Here is a 16201-nt window from a genome sequence, read left to right on the forward strand (position 1 = left end):
CGCTTGCGTATATGCTCGACCAGCGCCCTCGCACAAGAGCGAGAGGAGAGGGCGCTGCCACAACGACACGCACCACGAGATTCCCTGCCCACCATGATCGAAGCCACCCTCTGGCATCCTGTCGCGCCCTCGGAGGATGTCGTGCAGGCCCCGCTGGCCGCGCGCCTGCTGGAGCGCGACATCGTGCTCTGGCGCGATGGCGAGGGCCATGCGCAGGCCTTCGCGGACCAGTGCCCGCACCGGGGTGCGCGCCTGTCGCTCGGCCGCGTGCACGAGGGCCGGCTTGAATGTCCCTACCACGGCTGGCAGTTCGCCGCGAACGGCCAGTGTGTGCACGTGCCCGCGCTGCCGCATTTCACCCCGCCCGCCACGCACTGCGCCCACCGCCATGCCGTGCACGAAGCCCACGGCCTGGTGTGGGTGCGGCTCGAGGCCGGCGATGCCGCGCCGCCCGCCTTTGCCGCCGAGGACGATGCGCGCCTGCGCAAGCTCAACTGCGGCCCCTATGACGTGGCGGCGAGCGCGCCGCGCATCATCGAGAACTTCCTGGACATGTCGCACTTCGGCTTCGTGCACGAAGGCTGGCTGGGCACGCGCGAGGCCACGGCCATCGACGACTACCGCGTGGAGTCCCTGCCCACGGGCCTGCGCGCCACGGGCTGCAAGGCCTGGCAGCCCCAGTCCAACCTGCATTCGACCGCCCCGGCCCAGGTGGAGTACACCTATGAAGTCACGGCCCCCTATGCCGCGGTGCTGACCAAGGTGCCCGAGGCCGGCACCACCGCGGTACGGGATTGGCGCGAGGCGATCGCGCTGTTCATCTGCCCCGTGACGCCCGTGCGCAGCCGCGTCTGGTTCCGCCTGGCGGTGGCGGATTTCGAGTCGCCGGCGGAAAAGCTGCAGGCGTTCCAGCACACCATCTTCATGCAGGACCAGCCCGTGCTGGCGTCGCAGGTGCCCCGGTGCCTGCCGCTGGACCTGCGGGCGGAGTTGCATACCGCCGCCGACAAGGCATCATCCTTCTACCGCCGCTTTCTGCGCCACAGCGGCATCACCTTTGGAGTCTGCTGATGTTTAAAGTGCCTCCCATCTCCACCGAACGCCTGCCCGAACTGCTGCGCGCCATGCCCAAGGCCGAGCTGCACATCCACATCGAGGGTTCGCTGGAGCCCGAACTCATCTTCGCGCTGGCGCAGCGCAACGAGCTGGCATTGCCCTATGACAGCGTGGACGCGCTGCGCAGCGCCTACGCGTTCACCAACCTGCAGAGCTTTCTGGACATCTACTACGCGGGCGCCAGCGTGCTGTTGCACGAGCAGGACTTCTACGACATGGCGCGCGCCTACCTGGGGCGCGCGGCGCGCGACAACGTGCTGCACGCCGAGATCTTCTTCGATCCCCAGACCCACACCGCGCGCGGCGTGGCCATGGAGACGGTCATCAACGGCCTGCACCGCGCCTGCCAGGACGCGCGCACCGAACTGGGCATCAGCGCGACCCTGATCCTGTGTTTCCTGCGCCACCTGAGCGAGGAGTCCGCGTTTGAAACGCTGGAACAGGCCATGCCGCTCATCGACAAGATCGTGGGCGTGGGGCTGGATTCCAGCGAGGTGGGCCACCCGCCCGAGAAGTTCGCGCGCGTGTTCGCACGCTGCCGTGAACTGGGCCTGCACCTGGTGGCGCATGCGGGCGAGGAGGGGCCTCCCGCCTACATCTGGAGCGCGCTGGATGTGCTCAAGGTCGAGCGCATCGACCACGGCGTGCAGGCCGTGCACGATGCCGCGCTGATGCGGCGCCTGGCGCAGGACCGCATCGCCCTCACGGTGTGCCCGCTGTCCAACCAGAAGCTGTGCGTGTTCCCCAACCTCGCCGACCACAACCTGGGCCAGCTGCTGGACGCCGGCCTTTCGGCCACGGTCAATTCGGACGACCCGGCTTACTTTGGCGGCTACATAAATGAGAACTTCACGCAGGTGTTCGCGGCCGCGGGCCTGACAGCCCGCCATGCCTACCAGCTGGCGTTCAACAGCTTCGAAGCGAGTTTTGCCGGCAACGCCGACAAGCGCGTGTGGGAACACAAGCTCAAGGAAGCCTTCGAGCGGTGCGTGGAGCACGACTACTGAACGCAGGCGCACGCTCCCCGAGCGGCAGGCGGAGGCTGGCCATGCCGGCCCTTCGCGGGAGCAGCCGTTTTTGAGGGGATTTCGCTGCGCGGGGGCGCCGCGTGCGCCGGACCGTCGCACACGTTGCAGGTGAAATCCGGGTAAACCCTAGAATCATGGGTTTCTGTAAGCATTTGTTGGCATCCACCGGATGCCCGCGTGCCCTGAAACGGCCCTGCGGGGCCCTAATTTTTTGTGCAGGCGTCTGCGCTGTTTCCTACCGGAGTGTTTTCCATGTTTCTCAATCAGTTGTCCATCGGCAAGCGCCTTACCCTGGTGCTCGGTGTGATCCTCGCGCTGTTCCTGGCGAGCAGCATCGTGGCGGTGGTCCGGCTGGGCCAGCTTGGCGCCGAGATCGACACCATGGTCAACGACAACGTCAAGACCGAACGGGCGGGCTCGGACTGGCTGCGCCACACCACGTCCGGGGTGCAGCGTGCCGCGGCCATCGCCAAGAGCAGCGATGCCAGCCTGATCCCGTACTTCGCGCCCGCCACGGCGGCTTCCATCCGCGACACCAATGAACTGCAGAAATTCATCGAGTCGAAAATGGACACGCCCGAGGAAAAGCAGCTGTTCACCAAGGTGGGCGAACTGCGCAAGAGCTATCTGGCCGCGCGGGAAGAGGTGAGCAAGTTCAAGCAGGCGGGTGACGCCGAGAACGCGAACAAGGTGTTCACCGAGCGCTTCGAGCCCACCTCGCGCAGCTACCTGGCCGGCGTGCAGGAAATGGTGGATGCCCAGCGCGCCCAGCTGGACGCCGCCGGCAAGCGCAGCGAAGAGCTGCGCGCGCAGACCACCTTGCTGCTGCAGCTGTGCACGGCCATCTCGCTGGTGCTCGGGGGGCTGCTGGCCTGGCTGCTGGCCACCAGCATCACGCGTCCTTTGCGCCACGCCGAGGCCATTGCCGAATCCATCGCCGACATGGACCTGACCGGTGCGCCGCAGGCCAGCTACGCCAACGACGAAACCGGCCGCCTGCTGCGGGCGCTGGACCTCATGCGCAGTGCGCTGCACGGCTCGCTGCAGCAGGTGCGTGGCGTGGTGGACAGCATCTCCACCGCCAGCACGCAGATCGCCATCGGCAACCAGGACCTGAGCGCGCGCACCGAGCAGACGGCCGCCAACCTCGAGGAAACGGCGAGCTCCATGGAAGAGCTCACCAGCACCGTGCGCCAGAGCGCCGACTCCGCCGTGCAGGCCAACCAGATGGCCGCATCGGCCGCCCAGGTGGCGCAGCGCGGCGGCGAGGTCGTGGCCCAGGTGGTGAGCACCATGGACGCGATCAACGCCAGCAGCAAGAAGATCAGCGACATCATCGGCACGATCGACGGCATCGCCTTCCAGACCAACATCCTGGCGCTGAACGCGGCGGTGGAAGCCGCCCGTGCGGGCGAACAGGGCCGCGGCTTTGCCGTGGTGGCCAGCGAAGTGCGCAGCCTGGCGCAGCGCAGCGCCGAAGCGGCCAAGGAGATCAAGACCCTGATCGGCCAGTCGGTCGAGAAGGTGGAATCGGGCGCCGCGCTCGTGCAGAACGCGGGCAGCACCATGGACGAGATCGTGAGCTCCGTGCGCCGCGTGACCGACATCATCGGCGAGATCAGCGCCGCCGCGTCGGAGCAGAGCCAGGGCATCAGCCAGGTGAACGTGGCGGTGAACCAGCTGGACCAGATGACGCAGCAGAACGCCGCCCTGGTGGAGGAGTCCACCGCCGCCGCCGAGAGCCTTAAGGACCAGGCCGCACGCCTGGCGGACGTGGTGGGCGCGTTCCGCCTCGGCGCGCCGTCGAACACGCCGCGGCTGCGCTGAGGAAGCGCTGCGCCAGCGCGGGCGCCCCCTACTGGCTACAATACCGCCCTTGCAAAGGCTGCTGTCCCGGCAGCCTTTTGCTTTTTCTGTCATCGGGACCATGTAGAGGAACACCATGTACAAAAACCTCGCCACCGCACTGCGTGCGGCTTGTGTGAGTGCGCTCGCGGGCGCCGTTTTCATCTCCCCCGTTTTTTCCCAGACTGGCGCGGCCGCTCCCAGGGCGGCGCCCGCCGAACCCGTCAAGGCTGGTTTCGTCTACGTCTCGCCCATCACCGAGGCGGGCTGGACGCGCCAGCACGAAGAAGGGCGCAAGGCGGTGGAGGCCGCGCTGGGCAGCCAGGTCAGGACGACCTTCGTCGAGAACGTGGCCGAGGGGGCCGATGCCGAGCGCGTGATCCGCGACCTGGCCGCCACGGGCCACCAGATCATCTTCACGCCCAGCTTCGGCTACATGGAGCCCACGCTCAAGGTCGCGCAGGACTACCCGAACGTGAAGTTCGAATCCATCACCGGCTACAAGACGGCCGCCAACGTGGCCGTGGCCAATGCGCGCTACTACGAAGGGCGCTACCTGGCGGGCATCGCGGCGGGCCGCATGAGCAAGACCGGCGTGGCGGGCTACGTGGCGGGATTCCCGATCCCCGAGGTGCTGCAGGGCATCAACGCGTTCACGCTGGGCATGCGTTCGGTGAACCCCCAGGCCACCGTGAAGGTGGTGTGGATCAACGTGTGGTTCGACCCGCCCAGGGAGCGCGATGCGGCCATGGTGCTCTTCAACCAGGACGTGGATGTGATCGCCTTTCACACCGGCTCCACGGCCGTGATGGCCGCCGCGCAGGAGCGCGGCAAGATGGCCGTGGCCTACCACTCGGACATGCGCCGCACCGGGCCCGATGCCCAGATCGTGGCCGTGACCCACCAGTGGGGCCCCTACTACACCGAACGCGTGCGCGCCGTGCAGAACGGCACCTGGAAAAGCGCCGCCCTCTGGGGCGGGGTGCGCGAGGGCATGATCCGCGTGGGCGACTTTGGCTCCCGGGTGCCGGCGGCCGTGCAGCAGGAGGTGCTGGCCGCGCAGAAGGCCATTGGCGCGGGCAGGCTGCAGCCGTTTCGCGCGGGCAAGGCCCCGGTGCGGGACAGCGAAGGGCACGAAGTGATCGCTGCGGGCCAGGCACTCTCCGATGCGCAGATCCTGCAGATGAACTGGCTGGTGGAAGGGGTGCAGGGCAAACTGGCGCGGTGATCCTGCCGTCTCGCCGGCGTGCGCTATAGCCACTATGGGGCGCGCCATATGCAAGCCGCGGTCCCTGCCGCTAAGCTTGCGCCATGCCTGTCTACCGATCCGCCCTCCTGCGCTTTGCCGATGACGGCACGGCCCTCTACGATGAAGACGGCCTGCTGGCCGTGGGCCCCGACGCCGGCGGCCGCCAGCGGGTGCTGGCGGCGGGCGGGTGGCAGGCCTTGTCGCACCGGTACGCCGGCGAGCCTGTCGTCCACCTGCCGGGGCGCATTCTGGCGCCGGGCTTCGTGGACATGCACATCCACTTTCCGCAGACCGATGTGATTGGTTCCCCCGCCGAAGGCCTGCTGCCCTGGCTGGAGAACTACACCTTTCCGCACGAGTCTCGTTTTGTCGATCCGGCCTACGGCGCCGAGGTGGCGGGCTTCTTCGTCGACGAGCTGCTGCGCAACGGCGTGACCACGGCGCTGGCGTTCGCCACCTCGCACCCCGCATCCGTGGATGCGCTGTTTGGGGAGGCGCAGCGCCGGCAGATGCGCCTGATCACCGGCAAGGTGCTGCAGGACCGCCACTCGCCCGACGGCGTGCGCGACGAGACAGAGCAGAGCCTGCTCGACACCGAGGCTCTGATCCAACGCTGGCACGGCGTGGACCGCCTGGGCTACGCGATCACGCCGCGGTTTGCGCCCACCAGCACGCATGAACAGCTGCGCGGCGCGGGCGAGCTGGCCGCGCGCTACCCGGATGTATGGATCCAGTCGCATGTGGCCGAGAACCGCGACGAGATCCGCTGGGCGCGCGAGCTGTTTCCGGATGCGCGCAGCTACCTGGCGGTGTATGACGGCTTTGGCCTGATGCGCGAGCGCGCGGTGTACGCCCATTGCATCCACTTCGACGACGACGACCGGGCGCTGATGCGCGACACCGGCACCGTGGCGGCCGTCAGCCCCACCAGCAACCTCTTTCTGGGCAGCGGCTTCTTCGACTACGCGGGCGCGGACCGCGTGGGCTTTGGCTACGGCCTGGCCAGCGATGTGGGCGGGGGCACCAGCTTCAGCCCGTTCCACACCATGCTGGCGGCCTACTATGTGGGCCGCGAAGGGCAGAGCAAGCAGGGCCTGAGTTTGTCGCCCCGGCAGCTGTGGTGGCGGCACACGGCGGGGGCCGCGAAGGCGCTGGGCCTGGCGGGCGTGGTGGGCAATCTGCAGCCGGGCTGCGAGGCCGATTTTGTGGTGCTGAACCCTGAGGCCACCCCCCTTTTGGCGCGCAAGACCCGCCAGGCGCGCAACCTGGATGAGCTTTTGTTTGCGCTGATCGTGCTCGGCGACGACCGGGTGGTGCAGGAAACAGTGATTTCTCAAGCAAAATACGGCTCTAGCGCTTGATATTCATGCGCTACCAGCTACGTATTTAATAGCGCCCGGCAGTCCACCACTGTGCGGGCCACAGCGCAGGGAGTTCTGCTATGAGCATCAAGAGCGACAAATGGATCCGCCGCATGGCGGCCGAGCACGGCATGATCGAGCCCTTCGAGCCCGGCCAGGTGCGCGAGGCCGAGGGCCGCAAGATCATCAGCTACGGCACCAGCAGCTATGGCTACGACATCCGCTGCGCGCCCGAATTCAAGGTGTTCACCAACATCCACAGCACCGTGGTGGACCCGAAGAACTTCGACGAGAAGAGCTTCGTGGACTTCCATGGCGACAGCTGCATCATCCCGCCCAACAGCTTCGCGCTGGCCCGCACGATGGAGTACTTCCGCATCCCGCGCAACGTGCTCACCATCTGCCTGGGCAAGAGCACCTATGCGCGCTGCGGCATCATCGTCAACGTGACCCCGTTCGAGCCCGAGTGGGAAGGCTACGTGACGCTGGAGTTCTCCAACACCACGCCGCTGCCCGCGCGCATCTACGCGGGCGAGGGCTGCGCGCAGGTGCTGTTCTTCGAGAGCGACAAGGACGACGTGTGCGAGGTGAGCTACCGCGACCGCGGGGGCAAGTACCAGGGCCAGGTGGGCGTGACCCTGCCCAAGGCCTGACATCGGCCGCACGCGCGGCCGGCGGGCCGCCAGGGGCCGCGTCCTACAGCGCGTCAGCCCGTTGGCTGAAGTGCAAGCGCAGGTAAGGTTCTTAGCATCGTGTCATGCCACCCCGATGTCGCGGTGGGCAAGAAGGAGTCCTCCCATGCTGACCTTTGCTGCGCCGTTCACACCCGCCAAGGCCCGGGGTACGGGCCTTTCCCTGCACGCCGCCTGTGGCGCGGGCGACCTCGGGTTCGCGCCCTCGCAGCCGCACGGCGGGCCGCAGGCGCATTATTGGCCGTGCGAATCGCTCAATGCCTTCGTCCTCAAGATGGCGGCGGCGGGCCATTGCGTGAACACCGCGATGATGCTGGGACACCGGCCCTACGCGCTGGAACAGCTTGCCATGGCGCGCGCCGCGAACGACGGCGGCCTGAATGCACTGGCCGAGCGGCTCCAGGCCTATTTCGACGCGACGGCCCCGCAAGGCTGCGCCGTCGTGGCGGACATCGACGGGGCCTAGGTGGCACCGGGCCACGCGCCAGCGCGGCACCACCCATCCACCCATCCACTCACCCACTCACCCTCCGTTTCTCAGACCTCCACGCAGACCCGGTTGCGTCCCTGTCCCTTGGCTTCGTAGAGCGCGGCGTCGCCCCGGCGCAGGAGGTCCGTGCCGTTGTCCTGCAGGCTGCGCATGCTGGCCACGCCGGCGCTCACGGTGATGAGCCCGACCACCGGGTCCTGCTGCGCGGCCATGGCCGCGACCAGGGACTGGGCAATGGCCTGGGCGCCCGCCAGGTCGGTATCGGGCAGCAGCGCCACGAACTCTTCCCCGCCCAGCCGCGCCACCACGTCCGAGTTGCGCAGCCGCACCTCCAGCGTGCGTGCCAGCCGGCGCAGGACTTCGTCGCCCGCCTCGTGGCCGTAGGTGTCGTTCACGCGCTTGAAATGGTCCACGTCGATCGTGATCAGGCTCAAGGGGCGGCCGCTGCGCCGGGCCAGCGCCAGCGCAAACGCCATCTGCGTTTCGAAGCCCCGGCGGTTGAGCAGGCCGGTCAGCGCATCGGTGCGGGCCTGCAGGTCCAGCGCGCGGTTGGCCGCCTCCAGCTCCAGCGTGCGCACGCGCACCTTCTCTTCCATGGCCTCGCGGGATGCCAGAAGCCGGTGCGTCATGCGCCCGAGGGCACTTGACAGCTGGCGCACTTCGCGGCTGCTGTGCGCCTGCGGAATGCGGGCCCCGGCCTTTTCGGCTTCCACGGCGCTGGCGGCATCGGCCAGCGCGTACAGATCGTCGCTCAGCCGGCGTGCCGCCAGCCAGGCCAGCACCGAGGCCAGAAGCGCGGCAGCCAGCCCGATGGCCAGGGCCATGCGCACGGTGCGGCTCGCCTCGGCGAAGGCCAGCTCCACGGGCTCACGGGCGACGACCCGCCATCCGAGGTCGCTGGCGCTGCTGCGCGCCCGCAGCGGCACCATCGCCGTGAGGTAGCTGCGGCCGTCCCTCCACGGCACCACGGCCGCCGGGCTGGCGGCCCGGTCTCCGGGCGCCGCGGCCCCGGCCGGCAGGTGCTGCCCGGCCTCCCGCAGGGCCTGGGTCTGGCCGCCGGGGGCATAGATGAGCTGGCCCTCGCGGTCAAAGACAAAGAGTTCCACCGCGCTGTCTTCGGTGTGCGCGGGCGTGAGGCTGACCATGACCTCGCGGGTCCATTCCCAGCTGCCATGGATGCCCACCACGCCCACGGTGGTGGGGCCGATGCGGATGGGGGCCGCGAAGTCGACGAGCCGGTAGGGTTCGCCCGAGGGGTTGGGAGGCAGCAGCTTTTCCAGCAGCTTGGCCGCGTGCACGTCCCCCACGTGCAGCTTCTGCAGACCTTCCTGGAACCAGGGCCGCTGCGCCACGCTCTGGCCCACGAGCAGGCCGCCCGTGGCCGTGCGCACCACCCCCTGGGCGTCGGCCACGCCGATCCACACGCTGTGGGGCTGGGTGGCCTGGCTGCGGGCCAGCATGTGGTGGCCTTCGGGGGTGTCCAGCCCCTTGACCCAGACGACTTCGGCGGCGGCCAGCACCTCGGCTTCCCGGCTGCGTTCCAGCAAGCCGTTGGCCAGCAGCTTGCCGGCGTTCTCGGCGATCACCTGCAGGGCGGTGCCGGCATCGCGCTCGATGCGCCGCTTGAGCAGCTCTCCGAAGGCGAGGGACAGCAGCACCGCCAGGCCCACCACCAGCGCGCCGAACACCAGCGCGATCTGGGCGCGCAGGCTGTGGTCTGAGAAGCGGAGGGGGGTCATGGCGTGGCCCGCGGGGCGTGCCCTGTCGACACCGGCGGGTGCACCGCGAGGCGTGCCGCCGCCAGGTCCCAGCCTGCCCAGCCGCAGCTCTTGAACAGCACGGGGCCTTCCGGGGGGATGGGCCGGCCGTGCAGCACGTCCCGCAAGGTAGGCAGCACGCTCACATCCATTCCTGCCTGCAGCAGATCGCCGGCCTCGTGGCGCGCATCGTCGCTGTCCAGCACGATGTGTCCCCGCAGCGCCACGTGGCGGCACAGGGCCGGCGCCAGCTCGGCCATCGCGGGGGTGTAGGCGCCCACCGCCGCCACGAAGGCATCGGGTCGTGGCGGCGCGGCCAGCACGACGGCGTGCGCGGGCGTGCAGGTGGCGATCAGCGGGCAGTGCGGCACCGCGTCGTCCGCGTTCGCCACCACGCGCGCCCGGGCGCCCAGCGCATGGGCGCGCCGGACCAGCGTCTCGGCGCTGGCCGCGCTGCGCGAGGCCACCCACACCTCGCGCACCGCCATGCCCAGAACAAACGCCTCCAGGTGGGCCAGGCCCTGCACGCCGGCACCCACGATGAGCAGTGGCCCCTCGGGCGCGCGCGCGAGGTGCCGTGCGGCCAGCAGCGACACCGCCGCGGTGCGCCGCGCGGTGATCGTGGGGCCGTCGAGGACCAGGCGGCGCTCGCCGGTCGCGACATCAAACACCACCACATCCCCCTGGATCGCGGGGCGGCGGGTTCCCGCGTTGCCTGGTGTCAGTGTGATGAGCTTGGCCATGGCCACGCGGCTGTCGGCCGCGGGCATGACGAACAGGTTGGCGCTCCCGGCCAGCGCCACCACCGTGCGCGCAGGAACCGCCACCGAACCGTCCCGCAGCAGGGCCGCGATCTCGTCGGCGAGCGCATCCCAGGGAAGGCATGCCGCGGTGGCCGCGGCGTCCAGCGCGGGGGGGGATCCGGAAAGAAGGTGGGAAGGCATCGCGAGACTTTATACAGGGCCATGGTGCCGGGGAAGCGGGCAAGCCCGTGGTGCGGAGACCGGCATTCAGTCAGTGCGTGGCGCCGGCGCCCAGCGCGATGTCCTGGCGGACCAGCATGGCGGCCCACAGGGCGGCATGGATGCCGCGCACCATCTCCAGCAGCGCCAGGTGGGGCGTGCCCTGGCCTGGCAGCCAGGGCACGTGCACGAAGCCGCCGCGGGTGCCCGGAAGGTCCGCGTCCTGCGCCTGCAGCATGTGCATCAGCCCGTACAGCACATGGTTGCAGACAAAGGTGCCCGCCGTCTGCGACACCTCGCAGGGCACCCCCGCGCGCTGCACGGCGCGCAGCATGGCCTTGACGGGCAGGCTCGCGAAGTAGGCGGCGGGGCCGCCGGGCACCACGGGCGTGTCGACGGGCTGGCGGCCGGCGTTGTCGGGAATGCGGGCATCGTTGATGTTGATGCCCACCCGTTCCAGCGACAGCGCGCCGCGCCCGCCCGCCTGGCCCAGGCAGACGATCAGCGCGGGCCGGTGGGCCTCGGCCAAGGCCCGCAGCTGCTGCAGCGATTCCCCGAACACGGTCGGCAGTTGCGCGGCCACCACGCGGTGGCCGGCGATGTGCTGCCCGTGCAGGGCCTCGGCGATGAGCCAGCTGGGGTTCAGGGCGTCGCCCCCGAAAGGGTCGAACCCGGTGAGCAGGATCACCCCGCCCGCGAGGGGGGCGTAGTGCGATGCGTCGTGGAGCATGGAGGGAGTGCGGGCGGGTTGTGGCCAGGTCGATGGTGGAGCATGCCCGCGGGGCGCGGACAGGCAGGCCATCGTAATCTGCCATTGGAGTTCCTGCCGGGCGCGTAATATGGCGGCAATGCCTTCCGCAGGGCGAGGGCGCTGGAGATACGGTATGAAATGGGAAGGCAATCGCGAATCGGACAACGTGGAGGACCGCCGCGGCGAAGGCGGCGGCGGATCGCCGGTTTTTGGCGGACGCAGCATCGGCATCGGCACCATCGTCATCGCCCTCGTGGGCGGCTGGGTGCTGGGCATCAACCCGCTGACCATCCTGGGGCTGCTCAGCGGTGGCGGCCCCCCCGCGCAGGTGCAGTCGCAGGGGCCCGCCCAGCGCCCGCCGGCGGACGACACCATGGCCCGTTTTGTCTCGACCGTGCTGGCGGATACCGAGGACGTGTGGAAGGCCGTGTTCCGCCAGGGCGGCGGCAGCTACCAGGAACCGCGCCTGGTGCTGTTTCGCGGAGCCACGCCCACGGCCTGCGGCACGGGCCAGGCGGCCATGGGGCCGTTCTACTGCCCGGCCGACCAGAAGGTCTACATCGATCTCGGTTTCTACGAGACCCTCAAGAGCCGCCTGGGCGCCCCGGGCGATTTCGCGCAGGCCTACGTGATCGCGCATGAGGTGGGCCACCACGTGCAGAACCAGCTGGGCATCAGCGGCAAGGTGGACCAGATGCGCGGGCGCGTGAGCAAGACGGAGTACAACGCGCTGTCGGTGCGCCTGGAACTGCAGGCCGACTGCTTCGCGGGCGTGTGGGCCCACCATGCGCAGAACGCGCGCCAGATCCTGGAGCAGGGCGATGTGGAGGAGGCCATGAACGCGGCCGCCAAGATTGGCGACGATGCGCTGCAGCGCTCGAGCGGCGGCGCAGTGGTCCCCGAGAGCTTTACCCATGGCACCAGCGCCCAGCGCCAGCGCTGGTTCAACAACGGGCTGCAAAACGGCAGCGTCAAGGCCTGCGACACCTTCTCGGCCCGCAGCCTGTAGCGCGCTGGCCGCCGCGGCGGGTTGCACCCGGTGTCCGGCGGCCCGCAAGCCCTGAGAAAAAACACGGTTGCCATGTCCGCCACCGCCTTGTCTTCGACGGCTTCGGCCCACGGTCCCTCCGGCGGCGCCAGCAGCGGGGTGGCCGGGCCCCTGCCGCAGCCGCCCTCCTCGGGGGTCGCGGCGGCATGGTCGGCCGCGGCGGTCACGGTGCCCCATGCGGTGGGGCTGGGCCTGCTGGCGTTCGCACCGCTGGCGGGCGACTACCCGCTGGCGGCCCTGGCGCTGTGGTCCGCCGCGCTGCCGGGGCTGCTGCTCACGCTGGCCGCGCCGCGCGCCGGCGTGGTGTATGCGCCCACCACCGTGGTCGCGCTGCTGTTCGCGGCGGTGCTGGCCACCGCCCACGGCGCGGCCCCCGCGCTGGGCCTGAGCGCGCGCCAGGTGCTGGCCGTGAGCGGGGCGACGGTGGGGCTGGCCTTCGTGTTCCAGTGGCTGCTGGGTGTATTGCGGCTCGCTTCCGTGGCGCGGTTCCTGCCGATCTCGGTGACCCACGGCTTCGCCGCGGGGGTGGGCTTGTCCATGGTGGTGGGCCAGGTGCGCAATGGGTTTGGCGCGGGGCCCGACGCGCTGTGGGACGCGCGCACCGGCTGGCATGCGCTGGCGGCCGCGGCCGTGGTGGCCATCGCCTGGGCGCTGCGCCACCGCTGGCCCCGTTCGCCGGGCCTGCTGTCCGCGGTGGTCGTGGTCACGCTGGGGGTGGCGCTGGCCGGGCTGTGGGGCGGCGGCCTGGGGGCCGTGTTCGCACCCGCCGTGCAGCCCAGCAGCTTCGCCGGGCCGCTGTGGCCCGACTGGACGGGCATCCCCTGGATGGCGCTGGCCCAGCAGGAGGGCTCGGCGCTGGTCGTGCTGGCCTTGCTGATGGCCCTGGTCAACAGCCTGGAGATCCTGGTGTTCAACCAGGAGCTGGAACTGGAGCACGGGCTGCGCGGCAATCCCAACCTGGCCCTGCGCCGCGAGAGCCTGCTCGGAGCGCTGTGCGGCCTGGCCGGAATGATCCCCGCATCGACCAGCGCATCGCGTTCGCGCATCGTGCTGGCGCAAGCCGGGGCCTCGCGCGACGCGCCGCGGTGGCATGCGGCGATCATGCTGGGCGTGGCCGCCACGGGCGCATGGTGGCTGCACTGGGTGCCCATGGCCTGCCTGGCGGGCGGCCTGGTGCTGGCGGGGCTTCTGCAGGTGCCGGGCCTCATGTGGTCGCTGCGCTATGCGCGCAGCTCGCGCGTGACCTGGGCGCAGAGCTGGCTGGTGGCGCTGGTGTTCGCCGTCATGGGCGGCGTGGGCGCGCTGGTGGCGGGCCTGGTCGTGGCCACGTTCGTGCTGCTGCACGACTCGGCCGCCAAGGTGCTGCGGCATGTGCGGCTCGATGGCGAACTGCGCTCGCGCCGCCTGCGCCGGGCCGGGTCCGACACCTGGCTCGTTCCGCGCATGAACCAGATCGCCGTCTTTGAGCTGCAGGGGGTGATGTCGTTTGGCGTGGCCGCCCACTTGGCCGAGCAGGTGCGTTTGCTGCTGCAGCCGCGCCACCGGTGGGTGATTCTCGATGCGGGGCGCGTGCCCGCGTGGGACAGCACCGCGCTCGCGCAGCTGCGCGCCCTGGTGCGCGACCTGGGCCACCAGGGCATCGCGGCGGCCGTGGCGGCGCTGGACCCCCTGGCCGCCGAACAGGCCAGGGACCATGTGCGCTCCTTTTCCGATGTGGACCGGGCCCTGGAATGGGCGGAGGCCGGCATCCTGTCGCAGCGGCCCATCGAGCAGCGCCCGGCCCATCCCGCCCGGGACCTGCTGGGCGAGATCGGGGAAGGCGTGCCGCGCGCGGCGAGCGATGCCCTGCTGGCCTTGCTCGAGCGCGAGACGGTGCCGGCACGCGGCGTGGTCTTCAATGCGGGCGACACCGACCACGACCTGCTCGTGGTGCAGTCGGGCCACATCACCCTGGTCACGCAGTGGCCCCCGGAAAAGGGGCTGCGCCTGGCCACCGTCGGTCCGGGCATGGCATTTGGCGAGATGGCGTTCCTCAATGGGGCGGCCCGCAGCGCCAGCGCCGGGGCCGAGCGGGGCAGCGCACACCTGGTGCGCCTGTCCCGCGCGCATTTCGACGCGTGGGCCCGCCAGTACCCGGAGGCGGCGCTCACGGTGATGAATAACCTCGCCCAGATCGGGGCGAGGCGCCTGGCGGCCACCACCCGCCAGCTGCGGGCGGTGCTGGAGTAGTTTTACGTCCAGATGGCATGCAGCGCTTGTCCCTTATGCGCTGGAAGCTATCAAAAACATAGTGAATGGCCGCCGTGCGTGCCCTGCACCACGGCTGCCGACGTGCCGCCAAAACGCTAAAAATGGCATTTTGGGCCACCGGTGCGACAATAGAGGGCTAAATGACAAGTTCCTTTTCCAATCTATCGCTGGCCGAGCCGCTGGCGCGCGCCGTGGCCGAAATGGGCTACGAGTCCATGACGCCCATCCAGGCGCAGGCCATTCCGGTGGTGCTCACCGGCCAGGACGTGATGGGCGCGGCCCAGACCGGCACCGGCAAGACGGCGGCGTTCTCGCTGCCCCTGCTGCAACGCCTGCTCAAGCACGAGAGCAGTTCCACCTCTCCCGCCCGCCACCCCGTGCGTGCGCTGGTGCTGCTGCCCACGCGGGAGCTGGCCGACCAGGTCGCCCAGCAGATCGCGCTGTACGCCAAGTACACCAAGCTGCGCAGCACCGTGGTGTTCGGCGGCATGGACATGAAGCCGCAGACCATCGAGCTCAAGAAGGGCGTCGAAGTGCTGGTGGCCACGCCGGGCCGACTGCTCGACCACATCGAGGCCAAGAACGCGGTGCTCAACCAGGTCGAGTACGTGGTGCTCGACGAGGCCGACCGCATGTTGGACATCGGCTTCCTGCCCGACCTGCAGCGCATCCTGTCCTACCTGCCCAAGCAGCGCACCACGCTCTTGTTCAGCGCCACGTTCTCGCCCGAGATCAAGCGCCTGGCCGGCAGCTACCTGCAGAACCCCGTCACCATCGAGGTGGCCCGCCCGAATGAGACGGCCTCCACGGTGGAGCAGCGCTTCTACAGCGCCAACGACGACGACAAGCGCCGCGCCATCCACCAGGTCCTCAAGACCCGGGGCTTGAAGCAGGCCTTCATCTTCGTGAACAGCAAGCTCGGCTGTGCCCGCCTGGCGCGCAGCCTGGAGCGCGAAGGCCTCAAGACCGCCGCGCTGCACGGCGACAAGAGCCAGGACGAGCGCCTGAAGGCCCTGGAAGCGTTCAAGAAGGGTGAAGTCGACCTGCTGGTGTGCACCGACGTGGCCGCGCGCGGCCTCGACATCAAGGACGTGCCGGCGGTGTTCAACTTCGACGTGCCGTTCAACGCCGAAGACTACGTGCACCGCATTGGCCGCACGGGCCGTGCGGGCGCCTCGGGCCTGGCGGTCACGCTGGTGTCGGGCAGCGATGCCCGCCTGGTGGCCGATATCGAGAAGCTGATCAAGAAAAAGATCGAACTCGAAGCCATCGAATACGAGGAAGACCAGCCGCGTGGCCGCATCAACGACGGCCGCCGCGCCTGGCGCGAAGCGGGCGAGACGGGCGACGGGCGCGATGCGATCTCGGCGGGCCCCCGCCGCGAGCGTGAACGTGAGCGCGACCACCGTGGCGGCCGCGAATCCCGCGAGACACGCGAGCAGCACCGGGGCTTCCGTCCTGCGGTCGCTTCGCGCGATCCCTTCTTCGAGAAACCGTACGAGGCCAGCACCGCCGCCGATGCGGCCCCTGCCTGGGAAGCCGCCAAGTCGGCGCCGCGCAGCAGCGTGTCGGCCAACATCAAGCCCAAGCGCAAGGTGGCCGCGCTGTTCAAGGCAGTTCAGCCGCAGACCGAGACGTCGGCACAATAATTG

The 16201-nt window shown here is 69.7% G+C and carries 13 protein-coding genes; 10 read left to right on the forward strand and 3 right to left on the reverse strand.

Annotated elements, in window-relative coordinates:
• The first annotated feature begins 93 nt into the window (after positions 1–93).
• From KW843_RS03175 to KW843_RS03205, 7 genes are all read left to right on the forward strand, one after another.
• Positions 94–1071 (forward strand): aromatic ring-hydroxylating dioxygenase subunit alpha, encoded by a 978-nt coding sequence (locus KW843_RS03175; RefSeq protein ID WP_218293626.1) that lies wholly within the window; start codon positions 94–96, stop codon positions 1069–1071.
• Complete coding sequence (locus KW843_RS03180; protein ID WP_218293627.1) at positions 1071–2123, forward strand: adenosine deaminase; 1053 nt, start codon at positions 1071–1073, stop codon at positions 2121–2123. The genes KW843_RS03175 and KW843_RS03180 overlap by 1 nt, the downstream gene beginning before the upstream one ends.
• Before the next feature lie 273 nt (positions 2124–2396).
• Complete coding sequence (locus tag KW843_RS03185) at positions 2397–3971, forward strand: methyl-accepting chemotaxis protein (protein ID WP_218293628.1); 1575 nt, start codon at positions 2397–2399, stop codon at positions 3969–3971.
• A gap of 115 nt (positions 3972–4086) precedes the next feature.
• Positions 4087–5217, forward strand: a complete 1131-nt coding sequence (locus tag KW843_RS03190) for a BMP family ABC transporter substrate-binding protein (RefSeq protein WP_218293629.1) — start codon at positions 4087–4089, stop codon at positions 5215–5217.
• Positions 5218–5300: 83 nt separating this feature from the next.
• Positions 5301–6599 carry a guanine deaminase gene (gene guaD, locus KW843_RS03195; RefSeq protein WP_218293630.1) on the forward strand — a complete coding sequence of 433 codons (1299 nt, stop codon included), beginning with the start codon at positions 5301–5303 and terminating at the stop codon, positions 6597–6599.
• Positions 6600–6679: 80 nt separating this feature from the next.
• A complete protein-coding gene (dcd, locus tag KW843_RS03200; protein WP_056167817.1) occupies positions 6680–7252 on the forward strand; it encodes a dCTP deaminase in 573 nt (190 codons plus the stop codon).
• A gap of 145 nt (positions 7253–7397) precedes the next feature.
• Positions 7398–7757 (forward strand): hypothetical protein, encoded by a 360-nt coding sequence (locus tag KW843_RS03205; protein ID WP_218293631.1) that lies wholly within the window; start codon positions 7398–7400, stop codon positions 7755–7757.
• Positions 7758–7828: 71 nt separating this feature from the next.
• Here KW843_RS03205 and KW843_RS03210 read toward each other — a convergent pair whose 3' ends face one another.
• From KW843_RS03210 to pcp, 3 genes are all read right to left on the reverse strand, one after another.
• Positions 7829–9520, reverse strand: coding sequence for a diguanylate cyclase (locus KW843_RS03210; protein ID WP_218293633.1), 1692 nt, complete (start codon positions 9518–9520; stop codon positions 7829–7831).
• Positions 9517–10482, reverse strand: coding sequence for a delta(1)-pyrroline-2-carboxylate reductase family protein (locus KW843_RS03215; RefSeq protein ID WP_218293634.1), 966 nt, complete (start codon positions 10480–10482; stop codon positions 9517–9519). Before KW843_RS03215 ends, KW843_RS03210 begins: the two co-directional genes overlap by 4 nt.
• A gap of 70 nt (positions 10483–10552) precedes the next feature.
• A complete protein-coding gene (pcp, locus tag KW843_RS03220) occupies positions 10553–11230 on the reverse strand; it encodes a pyroglutamyl-peptidase I (RefSeq protein WP_255594506.1) in 678 nt (225 codons plus the stop codon).
• 154 nt (positions 11231–11384) lie between these two features.
• On the opposite strand from pcp, the gene KW843_RS03225 reads away from it, so the two are divergent.
• The 3 genes from KW843_RS03225 to KW843_RS03235 all read left to right on the forward strand — a co-directional run bounded on the left by KW843_RS03225 (position 11385) and on the right by KW843_RS03235 (position 16198).
• Positions 11385–12260 carry a neutral zinc metallopeptidase gene (locus KW843_RS03225; protein WP_218293637.1) on the forward strand — a complete coding sequence of 292 codons (876 nt, stop codon included), beginning with the start codon at positions 11385–11387 and terminating at the stop codon, positions 12258–12260.
• A gap of 72 nt (positions 12261–12332) precedes the next feature.
• On the forward strand, positions 12333–14528 hold the full coding sequence (locus tag KW843_RS03230; RefSeq protein WP_255594507.1) for a SulP family inorganic anion transporter: 2196 nt from the start codon (positions 12333–12335) through the stop codon (positions 14526–14528).
• A gap of 161 nt (positions 14529–14689) precedes the next feature.
• Positions 14690–16198 (forward strand): DEAD/DEAH box helicase, encoded by a 1509-nt coding sequence (locus tag KW843_RS03235; RefSeq protein ID WP_218293638.1) that lies wholly within the window; start codon positions 14690–14692, stop codon positions 16196–16198.
• Positions 16199–16201: the final 3 nt, after the last annotated feature.

The organism is Acidovorax sp. sif1233, assembly GCF_019218755.1.
GTDB lineage: Bacteria > Pseudomonadota > Gammaproteobacteria > Burkholderiales > Burkholderiaceae_C > Acidovorax.